The sequence below is a fragment of the Deinococcus arcticus genome, assembly GCF_003028415.1.
GTDB lineage: Bacteria > Deinococcota > Deinococci > Deinococcales > Deinococcaceae > Deinococcus > Deinococcus arcticus.
In genome coordinates, this window is the sequence record NZ_PYSV01000006.1 from 22,187 (window position 1) to 43,668 (window position 21,482).

Below are 21,482 nucleotides of genomic sequence, written 5' to 3' on the forward strand. Positions count from 1 at the left end.
GACTCAGAGGCTTCGGGCTGGCGTGCGCGCTCCTGCACGGAGCAGGGGGACGGCACGCCAGCGCCGAAAAGACTCAGTCCGTGGGAATCTTGAAGCGCGACAGGCCCTGCAGCAGGTTCTGCGCGAGGTGCTGCAGGCGCTGCGCGGCGTCACGGCCACGCTGCACGCTCTCGTGCGACTGCTCGGCCACCTGACCGATCTGCTCGACGGCCTCTTTCACCTGCTCCACGCTGCGCACCTGTTCGGTGGTGGCGGCGTTGATGCGCTCGGCGAACTGTGCGGACTCGGCGGCCAGTTTGCCCAGCTGCTCGATGCGCTCCCCGGCCGAGGCGGCCACGCGGTAGCCCTGTTCCACCTCGCGGGTGCCGTCTTCCACGCTGGCGACCACTTCCGTGATCTCCAGCTGCACCGTGCGAATCAGGCTGGCGATGCGGGCGGTGGCCTGCGCCGAGGAGTCGGCCAGCTTGCGCACTTCATCGGCCACGATGGCGAAGCGGCTGCCCGCTGCCCCTGCACCAGCGGCCTCAATCGAGGCGTTCAGCGCCAGCAGGTTGGTCTGGCTGGACAGGCGGGAGATGGTGTCCACGATTTCCTGAATTTCCAGGGAGCGGTCGCCCAGCGTTTTGATGCGCTTGGAGACGCCCTGCACCTCGCGGCGGATGTTCTGCATGCCGTCCAGGGTGCCCAGCACCGCCTCGCGGCCCTGCTGCGAGGCTTCCAGTGCCTGACGGGCAGATTCGGCGCTTTGCTGCGCGGCCTCGGCCATCTCGCGGAAGCCCTCGGTCACGGCGCGCACCTGCTCGGCCACGCGGCGGGTTTCCGTCGTGGTGGTGTCGGCGCCCTGCACAATCTGGTCGGTGGTGCCCAGCATGTCGCGGCTGGCACTCGACACCGACTGCGAGGCTTTCTGCACTTCACCCAGCACGGCCCCCAGCTCGTCCACCATCACGTTGATCGAGTCCACGACGTTGCCCAGCACGTCCTCGGACACCACGCCGCGCCGGGTCAGGTCGCCGCCGGCGATGTCCATGGTCACGTCCAGGAAGTTGCCAATGTTGGCCTGCAGCTTCTGCGCTTCCTCGCGCTCCATGCGGTTCTTGACTTCGTTCTCGCGCAGCTGCGCGGCGGCGCCGTTAAAGGTGTGGGCCATGAAGCCCAGCTCGTCGCGGGTCTGCACCGGCACCTGCACGTTCAGGTCGCCCTGCGACACCGCGCGGCTGGCGCGCGTCAGCTCCGAGAGCGGCTTGACAATGGAGCGCGACAGCCGGATCAGCAGGGTAAAGGCCAGCACCAGCGCGCCGATAATGGCCGCCAGGGTCAGCAGACGGGCCCGCTCGGTGCGGTCCACGCGGTCTTGCAGCAGCCCGGCCAGGGTCTTAACGCCCCCGTTGAACGAGGCCGACACCTGCAGCAGCGCGTCGCCCTGAATGGTGCTCACGTTCACCGGCTTCAGGCTGCCGGCCTCAATGGCCGCGCCCAGATCAGCCACGGCTGGCGTCACGGCGTCGCTGAGCTTCTGTGCGGCCTCGCCCACCGGCTTCAGGGCGGGGTTGTAACGCACCGCGCGCTCCACGCTGGTGTTGTAGGCCGAGACGCTTTCGAGCAGCTGCACGTTCAGGTCGCGCAGCACGTTCAGGTACGCCGCGTCGTCGCCGGGCTCGCGGTTGCCCGCTTCCACGGTCAGGTACGCGAGGTTCAGCAGCGTGGACATTCTGGGCAGGTTGCGCAGCGAGGCTTCCATCAGGAAGAACGAATCGGGCTCGGGGTCCAGCACCAGGCCCGACTGGGTCAGCAGGTCCTCGCTCAGGTCGCGCTGGTAGGTCGAGAGCAGCTGGCCGTAGGTCTGCAGCACGGCCAGATCCGGCTGGGTGCCAATGGAGTCGGGCAGGATCTTCCAGTCGCGGCGCAGGGCCTGCACGCGCTCGCGGTACTCGGGGGCCACCTGGGCTTCCAGCTGGTCAATGGCCTTATCCACGGCGGCAGCGGCCTGCTCGGCGCCGGCGGCGTCGGTACTCAGCGCGCGGTCCACGAAGGTGGCGAGGTTCGCGTTGATGTCCCGCAGCGGCGCAAACTGGGTAATCCCGTCCAGCTCGCGCTGCGCCACGGTGATGTCTTTTTGCTGCTCCACCAGCAGCGTGCCCACCAGCGCCGTGATCGGCAGACCGAAGGCCAGCGCGGCCAGCGAGAGCTTTTGCCCCACGCGCAGCTGCCCCAGCCAGCCGATACGCTGGGCATTTCTGTTGCGCATGGCGCGGGTGATTCGGGTGGTCCGGGACGGAAGGGTGGTTTGCATGGGGGGCCTCCGGGGCGGGGCAGGTGGGGGGCGGAAATCAGGAACCGAGAGAAGCGCGCAGTTCGCGGGCCAGCGTGGCGGTGTTCAGCAGCGGTCCGCCGGGCATGTCAATCAGCAGGGCGGTGCTGGGCGGCGGGCTGGGCAGGCTGGTCACGCCGTACACCTCATTGACCAGCAGGGCCACGCGGTCGCCCTCCACACTGGTCAGCACCATCAGGCGGCCCTCTTCGCCGGTCCCGGGGGTGCCCAGAAGCGGGGCCAGATCCAGCAGGGGCACCGCGCGGCCTTGCAGGGTGGTCAGGCCCCGCAGCAGCGGCTCGCCGTGCGGCAGGGGCGAGACCGGACCCAGTTCGGCAATCGCCTGCTCCCCCGACAGGGGCAGGGCAAACCGCTCCCCCTGCACCCGGACGAGCAGCGCGCCCATCATCAGCCGATCAGCCTTTGCACCACGCTGTGCAGCTGTTCGGGGGTGTAGGGCTTGACAAGGTAGTCGTCGGCGCCCTGGCGCAGGCCCCACTTGACGTCGGTTTCGTTGCCCTTGCTGGACACAAACACGACCTTCAGGTTCTCCATGCCGGGCTGCTTGCGCAGGCCGCGCACCACCTCGTAGCCGTTGCGGCCGGGCATCACCACGTCCACCATCAGCAGCTCGGGGCGCACCTGTTCGGCCACCGCTTCCACCTGGGCCGGGTCACCCAGGGCCGTGACGTGGTGCTGGCGAGTGCCCAGGGCGGTTTCCAGAAACTTGAGGTCGGCGGGAGAGTCATCAACAATCAGGATTCGTGCCATAGAAATTCAGTCCTTTCAGAAGTCAGCGTGGGGGGGGGCAGGGGGGCCGGGCTCAGTCGGCAGCGGCGCCGGTGCTGGCTGCGTCGAAGTCCAGTTCGTCCAGGTCACCGCCGCGTCCGGCGTCCATGAAGATGCTGGTCACGGCCAGCCCCAGCAGCAGGAACGACACCACGCTCACCACGAGGCCCAGCAGGGAGGTATCGGCGCCAGCGGCCGCCGCGCCCAGGGCCAGTTCGTCGGCCACACGGTATTTCAGGGCGGCCATGCCGGTGTAGTGCATGCCGATGATTGCCACGCCCATCACGGCGGAAGCGGCCATCTGCAGGCCCACGACCTTCAGGCGGCTCTGCTGGGTGCGCCACTGGCCCGAGAGCCGGTGAAACAGGAACAGCGCGGCCATGCTGGCGCCCACGGCGATCAGGAGCGAGCCGATCAGGGGCAGCCACGCCAGGTCCACAGTGGTGCCCGGCACGCGGAAGGCGTACATGCCCAGGTAGTGCATCACCACGATGCCCAGGCCCGCCACGCTGCCCGCGCCAGCCAAGCGGCGCAGGTTGAAGGTGCCGCTGTGCAGAATCAGCAGGGCCGGGTACATGAACAGGGCGGCGGCCAGCCCAGACACCCCGGTCAGCAGGGCATTGAACTGCACGGCGGCCTTGACTTCAAACGCCAGCATGCCCACAAAGTGCATGGCCCAGATGCCGTAGCCCAGCACCAGCGCCTGCGCCACCAGCCAGAAGCGGTTGGCCGCATTGCGCAGGTTTCGCCCCGCGCGCCCGGCCAGCTCCAGCGAGATGTACGAGGCCAGCGCGGCAATCAGAAACGAGAGCGCAATATACGAACTGTTCCACGTATGGTGGAGCATGCCACTGTGTTCCATCGAGGTTCCTCCTGTCGGACGGTTCAGGCAAACCGTTAACGTGGAGAAACGATAGTTGGAGGGTGCTCACATAAAACTTACTGACCCCAGGCTCCTTTTCATGAGGCTGGCGTCAGGGCAGCGGGGGCCCGTGCAGGGCGGGAAATTCCTCACTGCCCACTGACACTGCTTGCAGCGTCCATGAGAGGGGCAGAGAGCTGCCGCAGCTTTCTGAGGGCCTGGAGAGCGTTGAAGCGCTGCGCTCATTCCCGGTTCATCACAGGAACAGGGCTACAGCCAACTCGCTCGCCTCTGCCGCCTTCTTCCCTCCACCCTGAACCAGCCTCAGCGCAGGCTTTGCAGCGCCCCCAGGCCCAGCACCACACACAGGGGCGAGTACAGCCAGGCATTCCAGGTCTGAAATGGTTGGGCCCGGAAACCCGGCGAGAGCACCGGCATCAGAAAGCCGCCCAGGCCCCGGGCCAGCAGCGTGGCGCCCACCAGTCCCGCGCCCAGCCGCGCTATGGCCGGGCCCTGGGGGGCCCAGGCCACCAGCAAGGCGGCCACGAACAGCAGCGCGGCCACCACCAGACAGGGCCCCGCGCCGGGCAGGCCGCCCGCCATGTTCCCCACCACTGCGCGGGCCAGTGCCTCAGGGCTGCGGGCCGGCCAGGGGGAGCCCAGTCCCCAGATCACATGCAGCAGCCCGACCCCGCTGAGGCCCAGCACTGCGAGTCCCTGCCATCCCGTCTGAAGTTCCATACCCGACGGTATGGTTTGCCGGCTGGCCGCGCCAGAGACAGGTGACCCGGAATGCCGTGGGGCGTGGGGCTTACGCCTCGCCCAGTGCCGCCGCCACCACCTCGCGGGCCTCAGCCATCACCTGCGCCAGATGCTCGGGGCCCCGGAAGCTCTCGGCGTAAATCTTGTACACGTCCTCGGTGCCGCTGGGGCGGGCGGCGAACCACGCCTGGTCGGTGGTGACCTTCAGGCCCCCAATCGCTGCCCCGTTGCCCGGCGCCCGCGTGAGGCGCGCGGTAATCGGATCGCCGGCCAGCGTGGTGGCGCTTACCTGTTCGGGGCTGAGGCTGCCCAGCACCTTCTTCTGCTCGGGCGTGGCCGGGGCGTCCTGGCGGTCGTAGGCGGTTTCGCCGTAGCGGGCGCTCAGGGCGGCGAAGTGCTCGGCGGGGCTCCGGCCAGTCACGGCCGTCATCTCGGCCGCCAGGAGCCCCGGGATGATGCCGTCTTTATCGGTGCTCCAGGCCCGGCCGTCGCGGCGCAGGAAGCTGGCCCCGGCGGATTCCTCGCCGCCAAAGCCCAGCGAGCCGTCCAGCAGCCCCTGCACGAAATATTTGAAGCCCACCGGCACCTCCACCACGCGCCGGCCCAGGCCCGCGCCTACCCGGTCAATCAGGGCGCTGCTCACCAGGGTCTTGCCAATGGCGGCGTCCGGGCGCCAGCCGGGGCGGTGGGTGAACAGGTAGTCAATCATCACGGCGAGGTAGTGGTTGGGGTTCATCAGGCCAGCCGGGGTCACGATGCCGTGGCGGTCGGCGTCGGGGTCGTTGCCCACCGCCACATCAAAGTCACCTTTCAGCGCCAGCAGCCCGGCCATGGCGTAGGGGCTGGAGCAGTCCATGCGGATCTTGCCGTCGCGGTCCACGCTCATGAAGGCAAAGCGCGGGTCCATGTCATGGTTCACCACCGTCAGGTTCAGGCGGTACTCCTCGGCAATCCGCTCCCACACCGGCAGGCTGGCGCCGCCCAGCGGGTCCACGCCGATCCGCACGCCACTCTCGCGGATGGCGTCCAGGTCAATCACCTCGGGCAACTGGCGCACGTAGGGCGTGAGGAAGTCGAAATCTTCGAGCGCATTCAGGCCGTCTTCAAGGCTCAGGCGGCGCACGTCCCGCAGCTCACGTTCCAGGATGGCGTTGGCGCGGGCCTGCACGGCGCCCGTCACATCAGTGTCGGCGGGGCCGCCGCTGGGCGGGTTGTATTTGAACCCGCCGTCCTGCGGGGGGTTGTGGCTGGGCGTGATGACAATGCCGTCGGCCTGCCCGGCGCTGGATTCTGCAGAGTTGTCCCGGCGGTTGTGTTCCAGAATCGCGTGGCTGATCAGGGGCGTGGCGGTCAGGGCTCCGGCCTGGGCGCGCACCTGCACGCCGTTGGCCGCCAGCACCTGCAGCGCGCTCATCCAGGCGGGTTCAGACAGCGCGTGGCTGTCCAGGCCCATGTACAGCGGCCCCGTGATGCCAGCGGCGGCGCGGTATTCCGCCACCGCCTGGGCAATGGCCAGAATGTGCGCTTCGTTGAAGGTGCCGCCCAGGCTGCTGCCCCGGTGCCCACTGGTGCCAAAGGCCACCCGCTGCAGGGGGTCGGTGGGGTCCGGGCGGGTTTCGTAGTAGTGGGCCACGAGGCGGGGAATGTTCGTCAGCAGGCGTTGTGGGGCGCGTTTTCCGGCCAGGTCGCTGATCGTCATGGGGCCCAGTCTACGCAGGGCTGCCCACCCGGGCGGCGCTGGGGTAAGACAGCGTGAAGGCGCTTGCACTGCGCGCGGGCCGGTGCTGCTAGCCTGCGGGATGCCATGAAGGAATTTCTGAACGACTGGTGGCGCCTGTTCAAGTTGATCGCCGGGTCGCTGGCGATTCCGGTGATTCTGTGGGGGATTCTGGTTTGGGCGGGGGTGTTGCGGTAGGGGGGGTGCTGCTCCGGGTTTGCCCCACCCCCCAGCCCCCTCCCACAAAGGGGCAGGGGGGAGCGGCGCTGCGCTCGGCCGTTGACTGACGGTGTGGGGCGGCCTTCCTTCGTCCCGCTGTGTACGCCGTGGCCTTTCTCCGCCTATCGCCTCACGCCCGCGCGCTGCGCGCCCAAGAGCGAGTGAGCCTACGTCACCGAACCAAGATGAGCGAGGGGCCGCCCCCGAGCGGGTGGGGCCACGTTCGACGGCTCCGTCTGGACCCGGGCGGTACAGGGGCAAGACGTCTTGGCGCGGCCCAGAAGGTTCTCCTTTTTAAAAGACAGGGGCCAAGGAGGGGGGTGCCGACCCTCTTCCGTCAGGAGTGAGAGGTCAATTGCAGCCTAAGTCCCGTCCACCTCTCAGAGACGGGGGCCGAAAAACTGCGTCCTTTTCCCCGCCCTGGAATCGCTCCCAGAGGGGATTTTTTTTGCCCCGTGTTAGCTTCGGGGCATGACGGTCAAGCGGAAGGGCGGCCCCGAGGCGCGCGTGGATTCCAATCATTTTGAACATGCCCTGGTGCTGGAAACGGCGCGGGTGACCGAGGGCGCGGCGCTGGCAGCCAGCCGCTGGATGGGTATGGGCGACAAGAACGCGGTGGACGGCGCCGGCACCGAGGCCATGCGTGAGCTGCTGAATTCGCTGGACATTCGCGGCACCGTGGTCATCGGGGAAGGCGAGATGGACGAGGCCCCCATGCTGTACATCGGGGAGAAGGTGGGCGCCGGGCAGTACGAGGTGGACATCGCCGTGGACCCGGTGGAGGGCACCTCGGTGACGGCCAAGGGCCTGCCCAACGGACTGGCGGTCATCGCCCTGTCCGAGCGCGGCGGCCTGATGCACGCGCCGGACTGCTACATGGACAAGCTGGTGGTGCCGCCCCCCGCTGCGGGCAAGGTCAACCTGGACTGGCCGGTGGAAGCCAACCTGAACGTGCTGGCCCAGAGCCTAGAGCGCGACGTGGACGATCTGATGATCACCATTCTGGACCGCGAGCGGCACACGGACCTGATTCGCCGGGTGCGCGCAGCGGGCGCCCGCGTGAAGCTCATTGGCGACGGCGACGTGGTGGCCAGCCTGCAGGTGGGCGTGCGCGGCACCGGCGTTCACGCCCTGATGGGTTCGGGCGGGGCGCCCGAAGGGGTGCTGTCGGCGGCAGCCATGAAGTGCCTGGGCGCCGAGATCCAGGGCCGCTTTATCGCCGAGGACGACGCCATGCGCGAGCGCTTCGGGGCCATGGGCGTGGATGAAAAGCGCGTCTACAAGACCAACGACCTTGCCCCTGGCAAACAGATGGTCTTCAGCGCCACGGGCATCACCTATGGCGAGCTGCTCAGCGGCGTGCGGCGCTTTGGCGGCGGAGCCCGCACCCACACGCTGGTGATGGGCTACGCCACACGCGTGGTGCGCTTTATTGACACTGTGCACCTGGAAGACGACGGCGCCCGGGTCATCGTGCGGGTGTAGGCACTGGACAGCGATCTGAGGGGCCACCCGGCCCTTACCTTTTTCTTAATTCATTTAACATGAAGCCATTAGGCCGCTTACCCTTGGGCATGACCTCCCCTACCCCGGTGAAGCTGGCCATTGTCTACTACTCCACCTACGGCACCAACCACGCCATGGCCCAGGCGGCGGCCGAGGCGGCCCAGGCCGCAGGCGCCGAGGTGCGGCTGCTGAAGGTGGCCGAAACGGCGCCGCAGGCGGTCATTGACACCCAGGACGCCTGGAAAGCGCAGCAGGAGCGCATGGCCGGCGTGCCCACCGCCTCTGCGGCCGACCTGGAATGGGCCGACGCCTTTCTGTTCAGCAGCCCCACCCGGTTTGGCGGCGCCGCCAGCCAGATTCGCGCGTACATAGACACGCTGGGCGGCCTGTGGGGCAGTGGCAAACTGGCCAACAAGACCTTCAGTGCCATGACCAGCGCCCAGAACCCCAACGGCGGCCAGGAAACCACCCTGCAAACGCTGTATGTGATGGCCATGCACTGGGGCTGCATCCTGGTACCTCCCGGCTACACCGACCCCGTGATCTTCGCCTCGGGCGGCAATCCCTACGGCGCCAGCGTGACTGCTGGTGGCCAGCCGCTCTCCCCCGAGGACCGCGCCAGCATCGCCCACCAGGCCCGGCGGCTGGTAGAAGTGACCCAGAAGCTCAAAGGGTAAACCTCCAGGCGAAAAAGGGGACCCGCACTGTCAAAAGTGCGGGTCCCCTCCATCAACCATCACCCATCTCCCCTCAACGCCCCTCAGTTCAGGCGCAGCCAGTAATGGTCGTACTTGCCCAGAATCATGGGGTACTGCGCCTGGGTCACGGCGGGAAAGTGGCTGCCGCCCGCCAGCGTGACCGGGGCGCGGCCCAGGTACGCCCCCAGGTCCAGGTGCGCGGCCTGGGCACTGGCGGCGAAGTTGCTCACGATCAGCAGGGTTTCGTCCGGGGTGGTGCGGGTAAAGGCCAGGATGGCGGGGTTATCGGTGTCCACGAATTGCAGCTCGCCGTGGGCAAAGGCGGGATGGGCGCGGCGCAGTTCCAGTTGCCGGGCAGTCCATTTCAGCAGGCTGCTGGGGTCGCGCTCCTGGCTCTGCACGTTCACGCGGCCAAAGCCGTACACCGGATCGCTGATCGGCGGAAAAAAGCAGTCGGACGGCCACGCGGTGGAAAAGCCGCCGCTCATGCCCGCGTTCCACTGCATGGGGGTGCGCACGCCATTGCGGTCCGCGAGGCTCAGGTCGTCGCCCATGCCGATCTCGTCGCCGTAGTACAGGATGGGGCTGCCCGGCAGGGCCAGCAGCACGGTGGTCAGCAGTTCAATGCGGCGGCGGTCGTTGTCCAGCAGCGGCGCCAGCCGGCGGCGAATCCCCACGTTGATCTTCATGCGGGTGTCCGGCGCGTAGGCGGCGTACATGAAGGCGCGCTCCTCATCGGTCACCATTTCCAGCGTCAGCTCGTCGTGGTTGCGCAGGAAAGTGGCCCACTGGCCAAATCGGGGAATCTGCGGCAGGCGGCCCATGATCTCGCGGATGGACGTGGTGTCCTCCTTTTTCAGGCTCATGTACAGCCGGGGCATCACCGGGAAGTTGAAACACATGTGGAACTCGGGGTCCTCGTCCGTGCCGAAGTATTCCACCACCTCTTCGGGCCACTGGTTGGCCTCGGCCAGCAGCAGGCGCCCCGGGTACTCGTCGTCCACCATGCGGCGCATTTTTTTCAGGATGGCGTGCGTTTCAGGCAGGTTCTCGCAGTTGGTGCCCTCGCGCTCAATCAGGTAGGGCACGGCGTCCACCCGGAAACCGTCCACGCCCAGATCCAGCCAGAACCGCGCGGCAGACAGCAGCTCCTCCACCACCCGGGGGTTATCGAAGTTCAGGTCCGGCTGGCTGGCAAAGAAGCGGTGCCAGTAGTAGCGCCCGCTACTCTCATCGCGCGTCCAGTTGCTCGTCTCGGTGTCGGTAAAGATGATGCGCGCGCCCGCATACTCGTTGCCGGTGTCGCTCCACACGTAGTAATCGTGATACTCGTTGGGGCTGCCGTCAGGCAGGGTGGGCCCGCGCCGCGCCGCCTGAAACCATGGGTGGTCACTGGAGGTGTGGTTGGTCACGAGGTCGCCAATCACCCGCAGGCCCCGGGCATGCGCCTCACGCAGAAACACCTTGAAATCGTCCAGGGTGCCCAGGTCCGGGTGAATGCCCACGTAGTCAGCCACGTCATAGCCGTCGTCGCGCAGGGGACTGGGGTAGAAGGGCAGCAGCCACAGGCAGTCCACGCCCAGGTTTTTCAGGTAGTCCAGCTTGCCGGTCAGCCCCGGAAAGTCACCCTTGCCGTCGCCGTTGCCGTCCGCAAAGGTGCGAACCGACAGCTCGTAGAACACGGCGCTCTTGTACCACTCGTGCGCAGGAGTCATGGGCGAAGTGTAAGCGACCCGGGCCTGGAAGCGCTTCCCCCAAGATGAGAGCGACAGCAAGACGCCACACCACCCCAGACGAAAAAACCCCGCTTCTCAGCGGGATTCTTCTGGCTGGGGCACTAGGACTCGAACCTAGATTAACGGTGTCAGAGACCGTCGTCCTGCCATTAGACGATGCCCCAACGCAACTCTGACGTGCTGCTCACAAAGCAGCGTCAGGGAGTATAGAGGGCGCGCCGGGCAGCCGTCAAGCCTCTGGCCGGGGGACCCCAGGTGTCCTGGAGGGCCGACCCTGCCCCCTGCAGCAGCGCTGGACCGCGTTTAGACCGCAGTTGCCGCGCCTCCCTGAACTCTGATACACTGAGGTGTTGCCGCGCCCGTTGCATGTTGCTGACCAGCCGGTCAGGTGTAGCGAAGAGCAGGTATCAGGCTGGTGTGCAGGCCGCAGTGTCCGCGCACCCAGGAGGACAGGAGTTCATGGAAGACAACACCCAGACCCCCGCCCAGCAAGGCGGGACTCAGCCCACGACGGGCACCACCCAGCCCAGCGCCGCCCCCAGCATTGAGGAGCGCGAGTACCCCGCGATGACCATGGAGGACATCCTGGCCAGTGAGGCCCAGGAGCCCCAGAGCGTCACGCGTGGTGACATTGTGGACGGCACCATCGTGTTTATCGGCCAGGAAGGCATCGCCGTGGACATCGGTGCGAAGGTGGAGGGCATTATTCCCCTCAACCAGCTCGGCGACGAGCCCGTCACGCTGGAGCAGGCCCAGGAGATGTACAAGTCCGGCGAACAGATCGAGGCGTACGTGGTCCGCGTGGATCTGCCCAACAGCCAGATCGTGCTGAGCAAGAAGCGCGCCGATCAGGACAAGGGCTGGCGCGTCCTGGAGAAGATGCAGGAGCAGGGCGAGGCCTTCGAGGTCGAAGTGCTGGAGAAGGTGCGCGGCGGTCTGGTCGCGCAGGTCGAGGGCATCCGTGCGTTCCTGCCTGCCTCGCAGGTGGACACCCGCCGCGTGAACGACCTGGACCCCTACGTGGGCAAGCCGCTGATGGTCAAGCTCATTGAGCTCAACCGCAAGCGCAACCGCGTGATCATCAGCCACCGCGCCATCCTGGAAGCCCAGAAAGCCAAGGCCCGCGAGGAAACCGTGGGTCAGCTGGAAGCTGGCGCCCAGTTTGAAGGCGAAGTGGTGGAAATCACCGATTTCGGCGTGTTCGTGAACCTGGGCGGCATTGACGGCCTGGTGCACCGCAGCGAGCTGACCTACGGCCGCTTCAACCACCCCCGCGACGTGGTCAAGGTGGGCGACAAGGTGCAGGTGCAGGTCATGGACGTGGACGGCGGGCGCGAGCGCATCAACCTGTCCATGAAGGCCCTGACCCAGGACCCCTGGGAAGGTGCCACCGAGCGCTACCACATTGGCCAGCGCGTGAAGGGCAAGGTCACCAACCTCACCAACTTCGGCGCCTTTGTGGAGCTGGAGTCGGGCCTGGAAGGGCTGGTGCACGTCAGCGAGATGAGCTGGACCAAGCGCGTGCGTCACCCCAACGAGGTCATGAAGGAAGGCGACGAGGTGGAAGCCGTCATCCTGCGTATTGATCCCAAGGACCGCCGCATCTCCCTGGGGATTCGGCAGACCACGGATGATCCCTGGAGCGCGCTGCCTGACCGCTACCCGCCCGGCACCCCCGTGAAGGGCAAGATCACCGGCATGACCGATTTCGGCGTGTTCATGGAGATCGAAGAGGGCATCGAGGGTCTGATTCACATCAGCGAACTGGACACCCAGCGCGTGAACAACCCGGCTGACCTGTTCAAGAAGGGTGACGAGATTGAAGCCGTCATTCTGAACATCGACCCCGTGGAGCAGCGCGCCAGCCTGTCGCGTCGCCGCTTCCTGGGCGGCGGCAGCGTGCCCACCCAGCGCGACTACGTGTCGCAGGGCGGCGGCGCCCGCAGCGACCGCTACAGCAGCGGTGGCGGCCAGGGTGGCCAGCGCGGCGGTGGCCGTGGTCGCCGTGAAGGCGGCGCCGACTACAACTACAACGCCAAGGACGCCCAGCAGGGCGGCAAGATCAGCACCAAGCTGGGCGACGTCTACGCCGACCTGTTCGCACAGTTCGGCCTGGGCGGCGACAAGAAGACCGAAGGCGACGACAACCAGGGCTAACGCCTGAGCGACGTTGCTGGACACCCCGGACCGCACTGGTCCGGGGTGCTTTGCTGTGGAGTACGGGAGGCCGTGCAGGGGGAGAACGAAAGGTGGGCTGACGGCGAGGGGCCAGCGCTTCCTGGTCCGCGCCGGGTGCGGCTCAACTGGGCTCAGGGTGGCCGAGAACACCCTGACGGTTCATGGCTGCCTGGGCGCAGCACTCTGCCTCCCAGCCTCTGCGCCCAAGCAGCCTGCGCCTCAGGGCGGCGTTTTATTTGTCTGGCTGCGGAAAAAATAGATTGGATGGACGGAGAGAGGCAATGTCCCCTCTTCCCCACTGCTTCTCATCTCCCCTCCTGCTGTTCCCGCCTCCCGCGCACCGCGCCCCGCCTACCCCGGATGCCGCGCCGCCGCGAACGTTGCCTGCGCGCTGAAGTCGCCACTCAGCTTCTCGTATTCACCCTGGGCGTTCAGTTCCCAGGAGCCCCGGGTGTCGGCCCATTCGGTGTCCAGAATGCTCAGGAAGGTTTCGCGGTGGCCGTCGTCCAGCACCGGAGCAATCACTTCCACGCGGCGGTCGAGGTTGCGGCTCATCCAGTCGGCGCTGCCGAAATACACTTCCGGGCTGCCGCCGTTGCCAAAGGCGAACACCCGGGCGTGTTCCAGGTAACGGCCCAGCAGGCTGCGCACCCGAATGCTCTGCGACAGGCCGGCCACACCAGGGCGCAGGCAGCACACGCCGCGAATAATCATCTCCACACGCACGCCCGCCCCCGCCGCGCGGTACAGGGCCTCAACCATGCCCGGGTCAGTGAGCTGGTTGAGCTTCACGCGCACCCAGGCGTCCATGCCGTCACGGGCGTGGGCGGCCTCGCGCTCCAGCAGGGCTTCAAAGCCCGTGCGGGCGGTGTCGGGGGCCACCAGCAGGTGGGTGTATTCGGCCTCGGCGTAGCCGGTGAGGTGGTTAAACAGCTCGGCCACGTCGGCGCCCAGATCCGGGTCGGCGGACAGGAGGCTGAGGTCGGTGTACAGCCGGGCGGTCTTGGCGTTGTAGTTGCCGGTGCCGATATGCACGTAGCGCCGCAGCCCCCCCTCTTCCCGCCGCACGATCAGGGTGACCTTGGCGTGGGTTTTCAGGCCCGCCACGCCGTACACCACATGGGCGCCGGCACGCTCCAGCTTGCGGGCCCAGGAAATGTTGCGCTGCTCGTCGAAGCGGGCCTTGAGTTCAATCAGGGCCACCACCTGCTTGCCGTTTTCGGCGGCGGCGCGCAGGGCAGACAGCAGCCGGGGATCGTCCCCAGTGCGGTACAGCGTCTGCTTGATCGCCAGCACCTGGGGATCGCGGCTGGCTTCCTCCAGAAAATCCAGGATGTTGGCAAAACCGTCATACGGGTGGTGCAGCAGCACGTCGCGCGCCCGGATGGTGTCGAAGATGCCGTCTTCTTCCTCGCCGTCCAGATCAGGCACGGCGGGCACATACGGCTCGAAGGTCAGGTCCGGGCGCTTGACGGGCAGCCCCATCAGGTCGGCGCTGCCCAGCGGCCCTTCCAGGGTAAAGATGTCCTCGGGGGCCAGCCGCAGCCGCTCCTGCAGGAAGGTGATCAGGGCGGGCGGGGTGTCGCGCATGACCTCCAGCCGCACCGCCGAGCCGAAGCGGCGCCGGCGCAGGCCATCTTCAATGGTGGCCAGCAGGTCCTCGGCTTCCTCTTCCTCGAACTCGTAATCGGTGTTGCGGGTCACGCGAAAGGCGTGGGCGGCCAGCACCCGGCGACCCTTGAACAGGTCACTGATATGGGCCGCGATCACGTCTTCCAGCAGCAGCACGGTATCGGCAATGCACACGGCGCGCGGCAGCACCCCCACCGGCACCTTCACGCGGGCAAATTCGGGGTCCTCATCCTCGCCGGACTCCAGCAGCACGGCGAGGTTCAGGCTGAGGTTACTGAGATACGGAAAGGGGTGGCTGGGGTCCACCACCAGCGGGGTCAGCACCGGCTGAATTTCGGCCAGATAATGCTCGCGCAGCTGTGCCCGGGCCCGGCGCCCCAGTTCCGAGACGCGCGCCAGCTTGACGCCGTGGCGGCCCAGATCGCGCAGAATACGCCGGGTCACGGCCTCGATCTCACGCAGCATGGCCTGGGTGCGGTCGCGCACCAGGGTCAGGGTCTGCTGCGGGGACAGGCCGTCAGGGCCAGGGGTATGCACGCCCGCCGCAATCTGGCGGTGAATGCCCGCCACGCGCACCATAAAGAACTCGTCGAGGTTGCTGCCGCAGATGGCCGCGTATTTCAGGCGCTCCAGCAGGGGATTGCGCTCGTCGCGGGCCTCGGCCAGCACGCGCTCGTTAAAGGCCAGCCACGACAGTTCCCGGTTCAGGAAGGGGCTGTCCGGGTTGGCCACGGTGCTGCGGCTGGGCACAGGCCCGGCACCCGCCTGAGCGGTGCGCTGGCGGCGGGCGGTGGGGGCAGCGGGGGCAGACGCGGAACGCGGGGTGTTCTTGGGGGGCACAGTGACAGACTCCTTGGGCAGTAGACACGCGGACGATCAGGGCAATGTCACCGTATTACAGCACGGCCCCCCCAACCGTCAGCGCTGCGTCTGACCCCCAGACGGCCCCGTCCGTCTGCAGCGCTGGCCAGCCGAAACACAGCCAGCTGGCCAGCGCCACGCCTGAAACCCGCATTCCCCCTGGCGCAGCTGGGCTTGAACCGTTGACATAACGGTGCAACCGGAGTGCTGATCAGCAGCTGTCGGGGGCCGCTCAGCGGCGGCGCTGGGCGCGGCGGCGCAGGGCTGGGGCCTCGTCCGTGCCTGGCCCGTCTGTGCCCAGGTCCTTTGAGCTGGGTGGGGAATGCGCCGCCAGGGTGACCCGCCGGGGCGACCGGGGCGCAGGCACGGGCCCCGGCGCCCGCGAGTCGCGCAGATTGGGCACCAGTGGCTCGGGCGCGGGGGCCTGCTCCGGCGCTCCGTTCTGAAGTTTACGCTTGCGTTTCCTGGCCTGCGGACCTTCCAGCATGAATCCCCCTGCGGCCGGGCAGGCACGCTGAGAGCGGCGGGGCAACAAAGCGGACGCCCTTACTGTACGCCCCGACAGCGCCCCTTACAGCGGGCAGACATACAGCTGGCCCGCCTCCACCTCGGTGCGGTACACACGCACCGGCTTGACGGCGGGCAGCGCGCGGGGCTTGCCGGTGGCCAGTTCAAACCTGGCGCCGTGCTTCTCGCAGGTGATGCGCCCAGCACTCACCTCGCCGCCCAGCAGCGGGTAATCCTTGTGCGTGCAGTTGTTGCGCAGGGCGTAGAACTGCCCTTCAAATTGCACCACCACCACACTCACGCCTTCCACGCTCACCTGGGTCTGCCCGCCCTCGGGCAGCGCCTCGACCGGTCCCACCAGCACACGCTCGCTCATGGTGGCCGAGTGTAGAGCATGGGGCGCCCGGCGGCCCCGCCCCCCAGATCCCGGCGAAGCGAGCGCGCCGCTCTGGAGCGGCCAACAGCGGCCCCGCACCTGCCCTAGACGCCGCAGCCGCTTTCCAGCGGGGTCTGACGCACCCCGGCCGGGGTCCACTCCAGCACGCTCACGCCGGCGCCCTCGTAGTAGGCGCCGAACACGGCCAGTTCCATCCGGCCGTCGCCGTTCAGGTCGGCCACCCCGGCCAGGCGGTACAGGGTGGCCATGGGCATGGGGGCGTCGCTGCCCGGGTCCCAGGACTTCAGGGGCGCCACGTGTTCGCCCAGCACCGTGGTCACGGCCCGCCCGGCCACCACCTGCCGCAGCAGCAGCAGGCTGTAATCGCCGCTCTGACCTACAGGCGGGGGGAAATGGCCACTGCGCTCGCGGAAGCGGCTGGCTTCTATCAGCACCTCCTGGGTGCCGTTGCCGTCCAGATCCGCCCGGACCAGCCGGGTCAGGCGCACCACCGGCGCCTGGAGGCCCCGGCGCACCAGTTCAGCGCGCACCAGCGCCGCATAGGTGGCGTTGGTGGTGGGCAGCAGCGTGACCGGGCGCGGCTGGGGTCGTCCGCCACCCCCCACAAACAGGGCGCCGCCCGGCAGCGCGGGAGCAGGCGAAACGGGCACGGTCAGCGTCTGCTCGCAGGGTACGTCCAGGGGGCGCACCCCGGCGCCGCGCACCGCCTGTGGGCGGGCACCCAGGCTCAGGCGGGTGTAGCTGGCCCCCGCCGCCACCTGGGCCCGGGCCGGGGCCGGGCCCACCCAGTTGCGCCCGGTCCAGGCGCCCAGCAGGTAGGGCGCGGCCTCGCCGGGCAGGGTGGCCAGCACCGGCGTGACCGTCGGCACCGGGGCGGCGGCCGCAAGACCGCACAGCAGCAGAGGCAGCAGGGAGCGCATGGGTCCGAGCTTACGCCAGAACCCGGGCCTCATTCACGGTCAGGCGGTTGCCCCAGGGGTCCTCCAGGTTCAGGGAGCCGCCATCCGGGTGTGCGTTGACCAGGGCGTCAGGCAGGACGTCCAGGCGAGCCCGCAGCGAGGCGAGGTCTGGGGCCAGCACCGTCACCCCCGCCAGCCCAGCGGCCGGCGTCTGGGGGCGCCCCTGCCCCGCCGTGTGCCACTCGTTGAGCCCGAAGTGGTGGTGGTAGCCGCCCCAGGAGAGAAAGGCGGCGCCCGGCAGGCGCGCCACCACGTCCAGCCCCAGTGCCTGCGCGTACCAGCGCGCGGCTTCTGCGGCGCTGCCCACTTTCAGGTGCACGTGGCCAACCACAGCGCTGCCCGGCGCCGCTGTCACGGTGGCGCGGCCCAGGGTGCGCGCGTCCAGGCCAGCGGCACCCAGCACGGCCGCCGTGTCCACTGCGCGGGTGTCCATCTGCACCTGACCGCCGGACCATTGCCAGTCCTGGCGCGGTCGGTCGGCATACACCTCAATGCCGTTGCCCTCGGGGTCGTTCAGGTAAAACGCCTCGCTGACCAGATGATCCCCGCTGCCCAGGCGCACCCCCAGGCGCGCGGCGTGCGCCAGCCAGCGGCCCAGGGCAGCGCGGCTGGGCAGCAGAAAGGCTGTGTGGAACAGCCCCGGGCGGGTGTGCGGGGCCAGGGGCAGATCGGGCGCCGCCTCCAGCAGCAGCAGCGGCGTACCCTGGGCCGACAGCTGCGTCTGGGTGCCCGAGAGCGCGGTGGCCTGCAGCCCCAGCAGCCCGGCATAGAAGCGGGCCACACCGGGCAGATCGCGCACGCGCAGATGAACCGGGCCAAGCGAAGGATAGGCAGCAGGAGACATGGCCTCAGTTTGCTCTTTTTACTTTGAAAAATCAAGCAGTTTGCATTTCACACTTCTCCCAAAGCGGAATGTCCTCTAAGGCCATGAGGTGTTGACTCATCTGAACCCCTTACTCACAGGAGGTTCAAGCGGCTGGGTCAAGGCTGCTGGCGGCCCTGCACGAGGTGTTGCAGCTGCTCCTGCTCCTGGACGCGCTGCTGGAGGCTGGGCGGCTGGCCCCATTGCTGCTGGCCCTGTGCTGGCCGCAGGCCAGGGCACGGCGGCTGACATGAACTCAGGCGTGCCCCTTTGGTTCAGCTGGCCTGCAGCGCGCGGTCCCTACTTGCTGTTGCTCGGGCTGGATGGGCCGCGCCTACCGCCCGGCCAGGGGCCCGGTCAGGATGCGGCGGGCCAGCAGGTAGCGCGGGCCCCAGTAGCGGTCGGCGCGCAGGGTATCCACCGTCACGCGGCCCTGGTAGCTGTTGGCGCTCACGAACTGGTCCTCGCCCAGATAGATGCCCACATGGGTCACCCGGCCCCGGCCCTCGGTGTCAAAAAACACAAGGTCGCCGGGCTGCAGGTCGCCCTGGTCCACCGCTTGCCCGGCCCGCGCCTGATCGGCGCTGGTGCGCGGCAGGCTCAGACCCAGCGGCGTGAAGACCTGCAGCACGAGGCCGCTGCAATCGGTGCCGCGCGGCGTGGTGCCGCCGTACACATAAGGGGTGTCCAGCAGCGCCAGCGCAGCCTGGCGCCAGTCGGTGTCGGGCACGGCACTCCGCACAGGGATGGCTGAGGCAGGCGCCTGCCCCGTGGGCCGCCCCGGCTGCGGCATGGGGGCCCCGGGCTGCACCTGAGGCGCGCTGGGCGTGGGTCCTCCGGGCACAAAGGGCGAACCCTGAACGCCGGTTCCGGCTGGCGACGCGGCGGGTGCCGGCGACGCGACGGGCACCGCGCCGGCCACCGGTGAGGCCGGTGCCTGCGCACCCGCCGGCAGGGCCAGCACCTGCCCCGCGCGCAGCACCGCGCCCACCGGCAGACGGTTGGCGGCCAGCAGGGCGTCCACCGTGACGCCGTAGCGCCGGGCCAGGGCATACAGAGTCTCGCCTGCCTGCACCGTATGGAACAGGGCGGGCGCCGCCGCCGGGAGGCTCTGGGCCTGCACCACCGGGCCGGCCGAAGCCCCCGGCATTGTCCGGAGAGTCAGCACCTGGCCCACCTTCAGGGTTGGGGCGCCCAGGCCGTTCAGGGCCAGCAGGGCTTCCACGCTCAGGCCCGCGCGGCGGGCCAGGCTGTACGCGGTATCACCGGCCTGCACTGTCACGCTGACAGCCGCGCGCAGATCCGCCGGGGCGCTCTGGGCACTGGCCGCGCCAAGCAGCAGCGCACTGGCCAGCAGCACGGAGCGAGCAGAAGCACAGAAAAGGGCATGGGTCACGGGTTCACTCGGCAGGGGGCAAGACGGCAGAAACCGCCATGAGGACAGCGTGAAGAAATCACCAGAGGTTGACCCGCGCACCGTAACACGGGGGCCAGGGGCCTGCCAAGTCTTTGCCCCCAGCAGGGGCGCTGCGGCACGGCCAGCGCGGTGACGAGGGCCTGGGTGGGGGGCAGCGACCTGAGGAATCCTGACTGAGGGCAGGCTGAGGCCACGTGCAGGCGCAGATGGCCCCTGTCCCGCCGGGTGGAACCCAGCTCACAGCCGGGGCTGAGAGCGGGCGTATGGTGGGCGCGTGACGCGCACGGCACCCTCCCCCCAGGTCTCTCCCGCTGGCCCGCAGGCCGACCCCACCGCCCCGAGTTCCTCATGACTGCCGGCCTGAGCGCCTGGCGCCAGCGCACGTTCTCGGCCCTGCGCCACCCGGACTACCGGCGCTACTGGTTCTCTCAGCTGCTCTCGCTGGTGGGGTCGTGGATGCAGGCCACAGCCCAGCAGTACCTGGTGCTGGAACTGTCGGGGGGCTCCAGTGCGGCGCTGGGCTGGGTAACGGTGGCGCAGTTCACGCCCAGCCTGCTGCTATCGCTGTTCGCGGGGGCGGTGATTGACCGGGTGCCCCGGCGACAGGTGCTGCTGGCCACCCAGATCACCCTGCTGCTGACCGCGCTGGCCCTGGCCGTCACCACTCACCTGAACGTGGTGAGCCTGCCGCTGGTGATGGCCATCGCCTTTGTGGGGGGCGTGGCCAACGCCTTTGACATGCCCGCGCGTCAGAGCATGGTCGTGGACTTCGTGCCGCGCAGCGACGTGTCCAATGCGGTGGCCCTGAACAGCCTGTCATTTAACGTGAGCCGCACCGTGGGTCAGGCCCTCTTCGGGGTGGTGGCGGCCGTGGGGGTCACGCTGCTGGCCGGGGGCAACAGCGAGAACGTGGCCCGGCTGGCCCTGCCCTTCTATCTGAATGTGGCCTCCTTTTTCGTGGTGCTGTACGTACTGGCCACCCTCCCCTTTCCAGAGCGCGAACAGGCCCGGCCCGCCAGCATGCTGGCCGACATTGGCGAGGGCCTGCGCTACGTGCGTGCCACGCCCACCGTGCGCAACGTGATGCTGCTGGTGGGGGCACTCAGCCTGACCATCATCAATTTCAACGTGATCATTCCGTATTACGCCCGCGTGGTGTTTGGCGCCCGCGAAGCCACCTTCGGGGCGCTGTCGGCGGCCTTTGGGATTGGGGCCATGGCGGGAGCGCTGTGGCAGGCCAGCAAGCCCAACCCGCTGCGCAACCTGCGCGTAGGGGCCCTGTTGCTGCTGGGCAGCGCGGCCCTGCTGGCACTGACTCCGGGGCCCACACTGGCTTTTCCGGTGCTGGCCGCCTGCGGCTTTGGCATGCTGAGCCTGCTGGTCAGCGCCAACAGCACAGTGCAGCTGACCATCCCCGACGCCCTGCGCGGCCGGGTGATGAGCCTGTATTCCTTTGTACTGGTGGGCATGGGCCCGCCCGGCGCCCTGATTGCCAGCACCCTGATCAGCCGTGACTGGGTGCTGGGGCCGCGCTGGGGCCTGCTGGCGCTGGTGGCCCTGGGCGGCGCGGCCCTGCTGCTGCTGTGGACCCGCCTGCCGCGCACGCTGCCAACGGCCACGCCAAAACTCTGAACTCCGTGTAAGGAACGTGTCTGGGGGCGCCCTGGTATCCTGCGGCCATGGCTTCAGACCGCAATCCTGACCAATCGCACGCGCGCATGACCTGGGCGCTGATCGTGATTGCCCTGGGCGCGATCATCGGGATTGGCACCACCGCCGCGCTGCTGGCCCGCAAGGACCGCCCCCTGCCCGACGACCCTGACGCGCCGCTGTTTATTTAGCCGTCGCCGCGCTAACCGTCACCCCACTGCGCGCCGGGGTGACGGTTGGCTTATGGAGTGAGGGTCGGGGTAAGGCGCGCAGGCACGGCCAGCAGCGCCGCACCTGGGCCAATCAGACGGACCGCCGCCTGTTGCACCAATGAACCCGAACAGAACCCGCTGATCAACGCCACGCCGGGAGGTCATGGACCGGTTTCACGTCTGTTGAGCAAGCAAGGACCAGAATGT

18 protein-coding genes and 1 tRNA gene are annotated in these 21,482 nt (G+C 68.3%); 5 read left to right on the plus strand and 14 right to left on the minus strand.

Annotated features, from left to right (window positions below; genetic code table 11):
- Nucleotides 1-73: 73 nt before the first annotated feature.
- The 6 genes from C8263_RS07545 to pgm all read right to left on the minus strand — a co-directional run bounded on the left by C8263_RS07545 (nucleotide 74) and on the right by pgm (nucleotide 6,423).
- Nucleotides 74-2,293 (minus strand): methyl-accepting chemotaxis protein, encoded by a 2,220-nt coding sequence (locus C8263_RS07545; RefSeq protein ID WP_233218709.1) that lies wholly within the window; start codon nucleotides 2,291-2,293, stop codon nucleotides 74-76.
- 37 nt (nucleotides 2,294-2,330) lie between these two features.
- A complete protein-coding gene (locus C8263_RS07550) occupies nucleotides 2,331-2,720 on the minus strand; it encodes a chemotaxis protein CheW (RefSeq protein ID WP_107137519.1) in 390 nt (129 codons plus the stop codon).
- Nucleotides 2,720-3,082: a response regulator gene (locus C8263_RS07555; RefSeq protein ID WP_107137520.1), complete on the minus strand. Its 363-nt coding sequence runs from the start codon at nucleotides 3,080-3,082 to the stop codon at nucleotides 2,720-2,722. Before C8263_RS07555 ends, C8263_RS07550 begins: the two co-directional genes overlap by 1 nt.
- 52 nt (nucleotides 3,083-3,134) lie before the next feature.
- Nucleotides 3,135-3,947, minus strand: a complete 813-nt coding sequence (locus C8263_RS07560) for an MHYT domain-containing protein (RefSeq protein WP_158263767.1) — start codon at nucleotides 3,945-3,947, stop codon at nucleotides 3,135-3,137.
- Between the two features lie 339 nt (nucleotides 3,948-4,286).
- On the minus strand, nucleotides 4,287-4,703 hold the full coding sequence (locus tag C8263_RS07565) for a DUF3995 domain-containing protein (RefSeq protein ID WP_107137522.1): 417 nt from the start codon (nucleotides 4,701-4,703) through the stop codon (nucleotides 4,287-4,289).
- Between the two features lie 70 nt (nucleotides 4,704-4,773).
- Nucleotides 4,774-6,423, minus strand: coding sequence for a phosphoglucomutase (alpha-D-glucose-1,6-bisphosphate-dependent) (gene pgm, locus C8263_RS07570; protein WP_107137523.1), 1,650 nt, complete (start codon nucleotides 6,421-6,423; stop codon nucleotides 4,774-4,776).
- A gap of 708 nt (nucleotides 6,424-7,131) precedes the next feature.
- Here pgm and glpX point away from each other — a divergent pair.
- Nucleotides 7,132-8,145 (plus strand): class II fructose-bisphosphatase, encoded by a 1,014-nt coding sequence (glpX, locus tag C8263_RS07575; RefSeq protein WP_107137524.1) that lies wholly within the window; start codon nucleotides 7,132-7,134, stop codon nucleotides 8,143-8,145.
- 89 nt (nucleotides 8,146-8,234) lie between these two features.
- Nucleotides 8,235-8,843 (plus strand): NAD(P)H:quinone oxidoreductase, encoded by a 609-nt coding sequence (gene wrbA, locus C8263_RS07580; protein WP_107137525.1) that lies wholly within the window; start codon nucleotides 8,235-8,237, stop codon nucleotides 8,841-8,843.
- 83 nt (nucleotides 8,844-8,926) lie between these two features.
- Here wrbA and treS read toward each other — a convergent pair whose 3' ends face one another.
- Together treS and C8263_RS07590 are read right to left on the minus strand one after the other, a co-directional pair.
- Nucleotides 8,927-10,579, minus strand: coding sequence for a maltose alpha-D-glucosyltransferase (treS, locus tag C8263_RS07585; RefSeq protein ID WP_107137526.1), 1,653 nt, complete (start codon nucleotides 10,577-10,579; stop codon nucleotides 8,927-8,929).
- A 111-nt stretch (nucleotides 10,580-10,690) separates the two neighbouring features.
- Nucleotides 10,691-10,764, minus strand: a tRNA-Gln gene (locus C8263_RS07590).
- A 295-nt stretch (nucleotides 10,765-11,059) separates the two neighbouring features.
- Here C8263_RS07590 and C8263_RS07595 point away from each other — a divergent pair.
- On the plus strand, nucleotides 11,060-12,757 hold the full coding sequence (locus tag C8263_RS07595) for a 30S ribosomal protein S1 (protein WP_199188345.1): 1,698 nt from the start codon (nucleotides 11,060-11,062) through the stop codon (nucleotides 12,755-12,757).
- 372 nt (nucleotides 12,758-13,129) lie between these two features.
- On the opposite strand, the gene ppk1 is transcribed toward C8263_RS07595, so the two are convergent.
- From ppk1 to C8263_RS07625, 6 genes are all read right to left on the minus strand, one after another.
- The gene (gene ppk1 / locus C8263_RS07600) at nucleotides 13,130-15,250 is read right to left on the minus strand and encodes a polyphosphate kinase 1 (protein WP_107137528.1); all 2,121 of its coding nucleotides are present in this window, start codon (nucleotides 15,248-15,250) and stop codon (nucleotides 13,130-13,132) included.
- Nucleotides 15,251-15,503: 253 nt separating this feature from the next.
- Complete coding sequence (locus C8263_RS07605; RefSeq protein WP_107137529.1) at nucleotides 15,504-15,758, minus strand: hypothetical protein; 255 nt, start codon at nucleotides 15,756-15,758, stop codon at nucleotides 15,504-15,506.
- 84 nt (nucleotides 15,759-15,842) lie between these two features.
- Entirely contained in the window at nucleotides 15,843-16,154 is a 312-nt protein-coding gene (locus tag C8263_RS07610; RefSeq protein WP_107137530.1) for a Rieske 2Fe-2S domain-containing protein, read from the minus strand.
- A 104-nt stretch (nucleotides 16,155-16,258) separates the two neighbouring features.
- Nucleotides 16,259-17,095, minus strand: a complete 837-nt coding sequence (locus C8263_RS07615; protein WP_107137531.1) for a hypothetical protein — start codon at nucleotides 17,093-17,095, stop codon at nucleotides 16,259-16,261.
- A 10-nt stretch (nucleotides 17,096-17,105) separates the two neighbouring features.
- A complete protein-coding gene (locus C8263_RS07620; protein WP_107137532.1) occupies nucleotides 17,106-17,978 on the minus strand; it encodes a VOC family protein in 873 nt (290 codons plus the stop codon).
- 352 nt (nucleotides 17,979-18,330) lie between these two features.
- Nucleotides 18,331-19,356, minus strand: coding sequence for a peptidoglycan endopeptidase (locus C8263_RS07625; protein WP_233218710.1), 1,026 nt, complete (start codon nucleotides 19,354-19,356; stop codon nucleotides 18,331-18,333).
- A 405-nt stretch (nucleotides 19,357-19,761) separates the two neighbouring features.
- On the opposite strand from C8263_RS07625, the gene C8263_RS07630 reads away from it, so the two are divergent.
- Nucleotides 19,762-21,045: an MFS transporter gene (locus C8263_RS07630; protein ID WP_107137533.1), complete on the plus strand. Its 1,284-nt coding sequence runs from the start codon at nucleotides 19,762-19,764 to the stop codon at nucleotides 21,043-21,045.
- A 47-nt stretch (nucleotides 21,046-21,092) separates the two neighbouring features.
- Nucleotides 21,093-21,254 (plus strand): hypothetical protein, encoded by a 162-nt coding sequence (locus C8263_RS19470; RefSeq protein ID WP_199188346.1) that lies wholly within the window; start codon nucleotides 21,093-21,095, stop codon nucleotides 21,252-21,254.
- Nucleotides 21,255-21,482 lie beyond the last annotated feature (228 nt).

What these genes read in the sequence shown, in the direction of transcription:
- C8263_RS07605 (WP_107137529.1), bottom strand. Translation starts at nt 15,758, where the DNA reads ATGCTGGAAGGTCCGCAGGCCAGGAAACGCAAGCGTAAACTTCAGAAC.
- C8263_RS07610 (WP_107137530.1), bottom strand. Translation starts at nt 16,154, where the DNA reads ATGAGCGAGCGTGTGCTGGTGGGACCGGTCGAGGCGCTGCCCGAGGGC.
- C8263_RS07595 (WP_199188345.1), top strand. Translation starts at nt 11,060, where the DNA reads ATGGAAGACAACACCCAGACCCCCGCCCAGCAAGGCGGGACTCAGCCC.
- C8263_RS07630 (WP_107137533.1), top strand. Translation starts at nt 19,762, where the DNA reads ATGACTGCCGGCCTGAGCGCCTGGCGCCAGCGCACGTTCTCGGCCCTG.
- C8263_RS07550 (WP_107137519.1), bottom strand. Translation starts at nt 2,720, where the DNA reads ATGATGGGCGCGCTGCTCGTCCGGGTGCAGGGGGAGCGGTTTGCCCTG.
- C8263_RS19470 (WP_199188346.1), top strand. Translation starts at nt 21,093, where the DNA reads ATGGCTTCAGACCGCAATCCTGACCAATCGCACGCGCGCATGACCTGG.
- treS (WP_107137526.1), bottom strand. Translation starts at nt 10,579, where the DNA reads ATGACTCCTGCGCACGAGTGGTACAAGAGCGCCGTGTTCTACGAGCTG.
- C8263_RS07615 (WP_107137531.1), bottom strand. Translation starts at nt 17,095, where the DNA reads ATGCGCTCCCTGCTGCCTCTGCTGCTGTGCGGTCTTGCGGCCGCCGCC.
- C8263_RS07545 (WP_233218709.1), bottom strand. Translation starts at nt 2,293, where the DNA reads ATGCAAACCACCCTTCCGTCCCGGACCACCCGAATCACCCGCGCCATG.
- pgm (WP_107137523.1), bottom strand. Translation starts at nt 6,423, where the DNA reads ATGACGATCAGCGACCTGGCCGGAAAACGCGCCCCACAACGCCTGCTG.
- C8263_RS07560 (WP_158263767.1), bottom strand. Translation starts at nt 3,947, where the DNA reads ATGCTCCACCATACGTGGAACAGTTCGTATATTGCGCTCTCGTTTCTG.
- wrbA (WP_107137525.1), top strand. Translation starts at nt 8,235, where the DNA reads ATGACCTCCCCTACCCCGGTGAAGCTGGCCATTGTCTACTACTCCACC.
- glpX (WP_107137524.1), top strand. Translation starts at nt 7,132, where the DNA reads ATGACGGTCAAGCGGAAGGGCGGCCCCGAGGCGCGCGTGGATTCCAAT.
- C8263_RS07555 (WP_107137520.1), bottom strand. Translation starts at nt 3,082, where the DNA reads ATGGCACGAATCCTGATTGTTGATGACTCTCCCGCCGACCTCAAGTTT.
- C8263_RS07620 (WP_107137532.1), bottom strand. Translation starts at nt 17,978, where the DNA reads ATGTCTCCTGCTGCCTATCCTTCGCTTGGCCCGGTTCATCTGCGCGTG.
- C8263_RS07565 (WP_107137522.1), bottom strand. Translation starts at nt 4,703, where the DNA reads ATGGAACTTCAGACGGGATGGCAGGGACTCGCAGTGCTGGGCCTCAGC.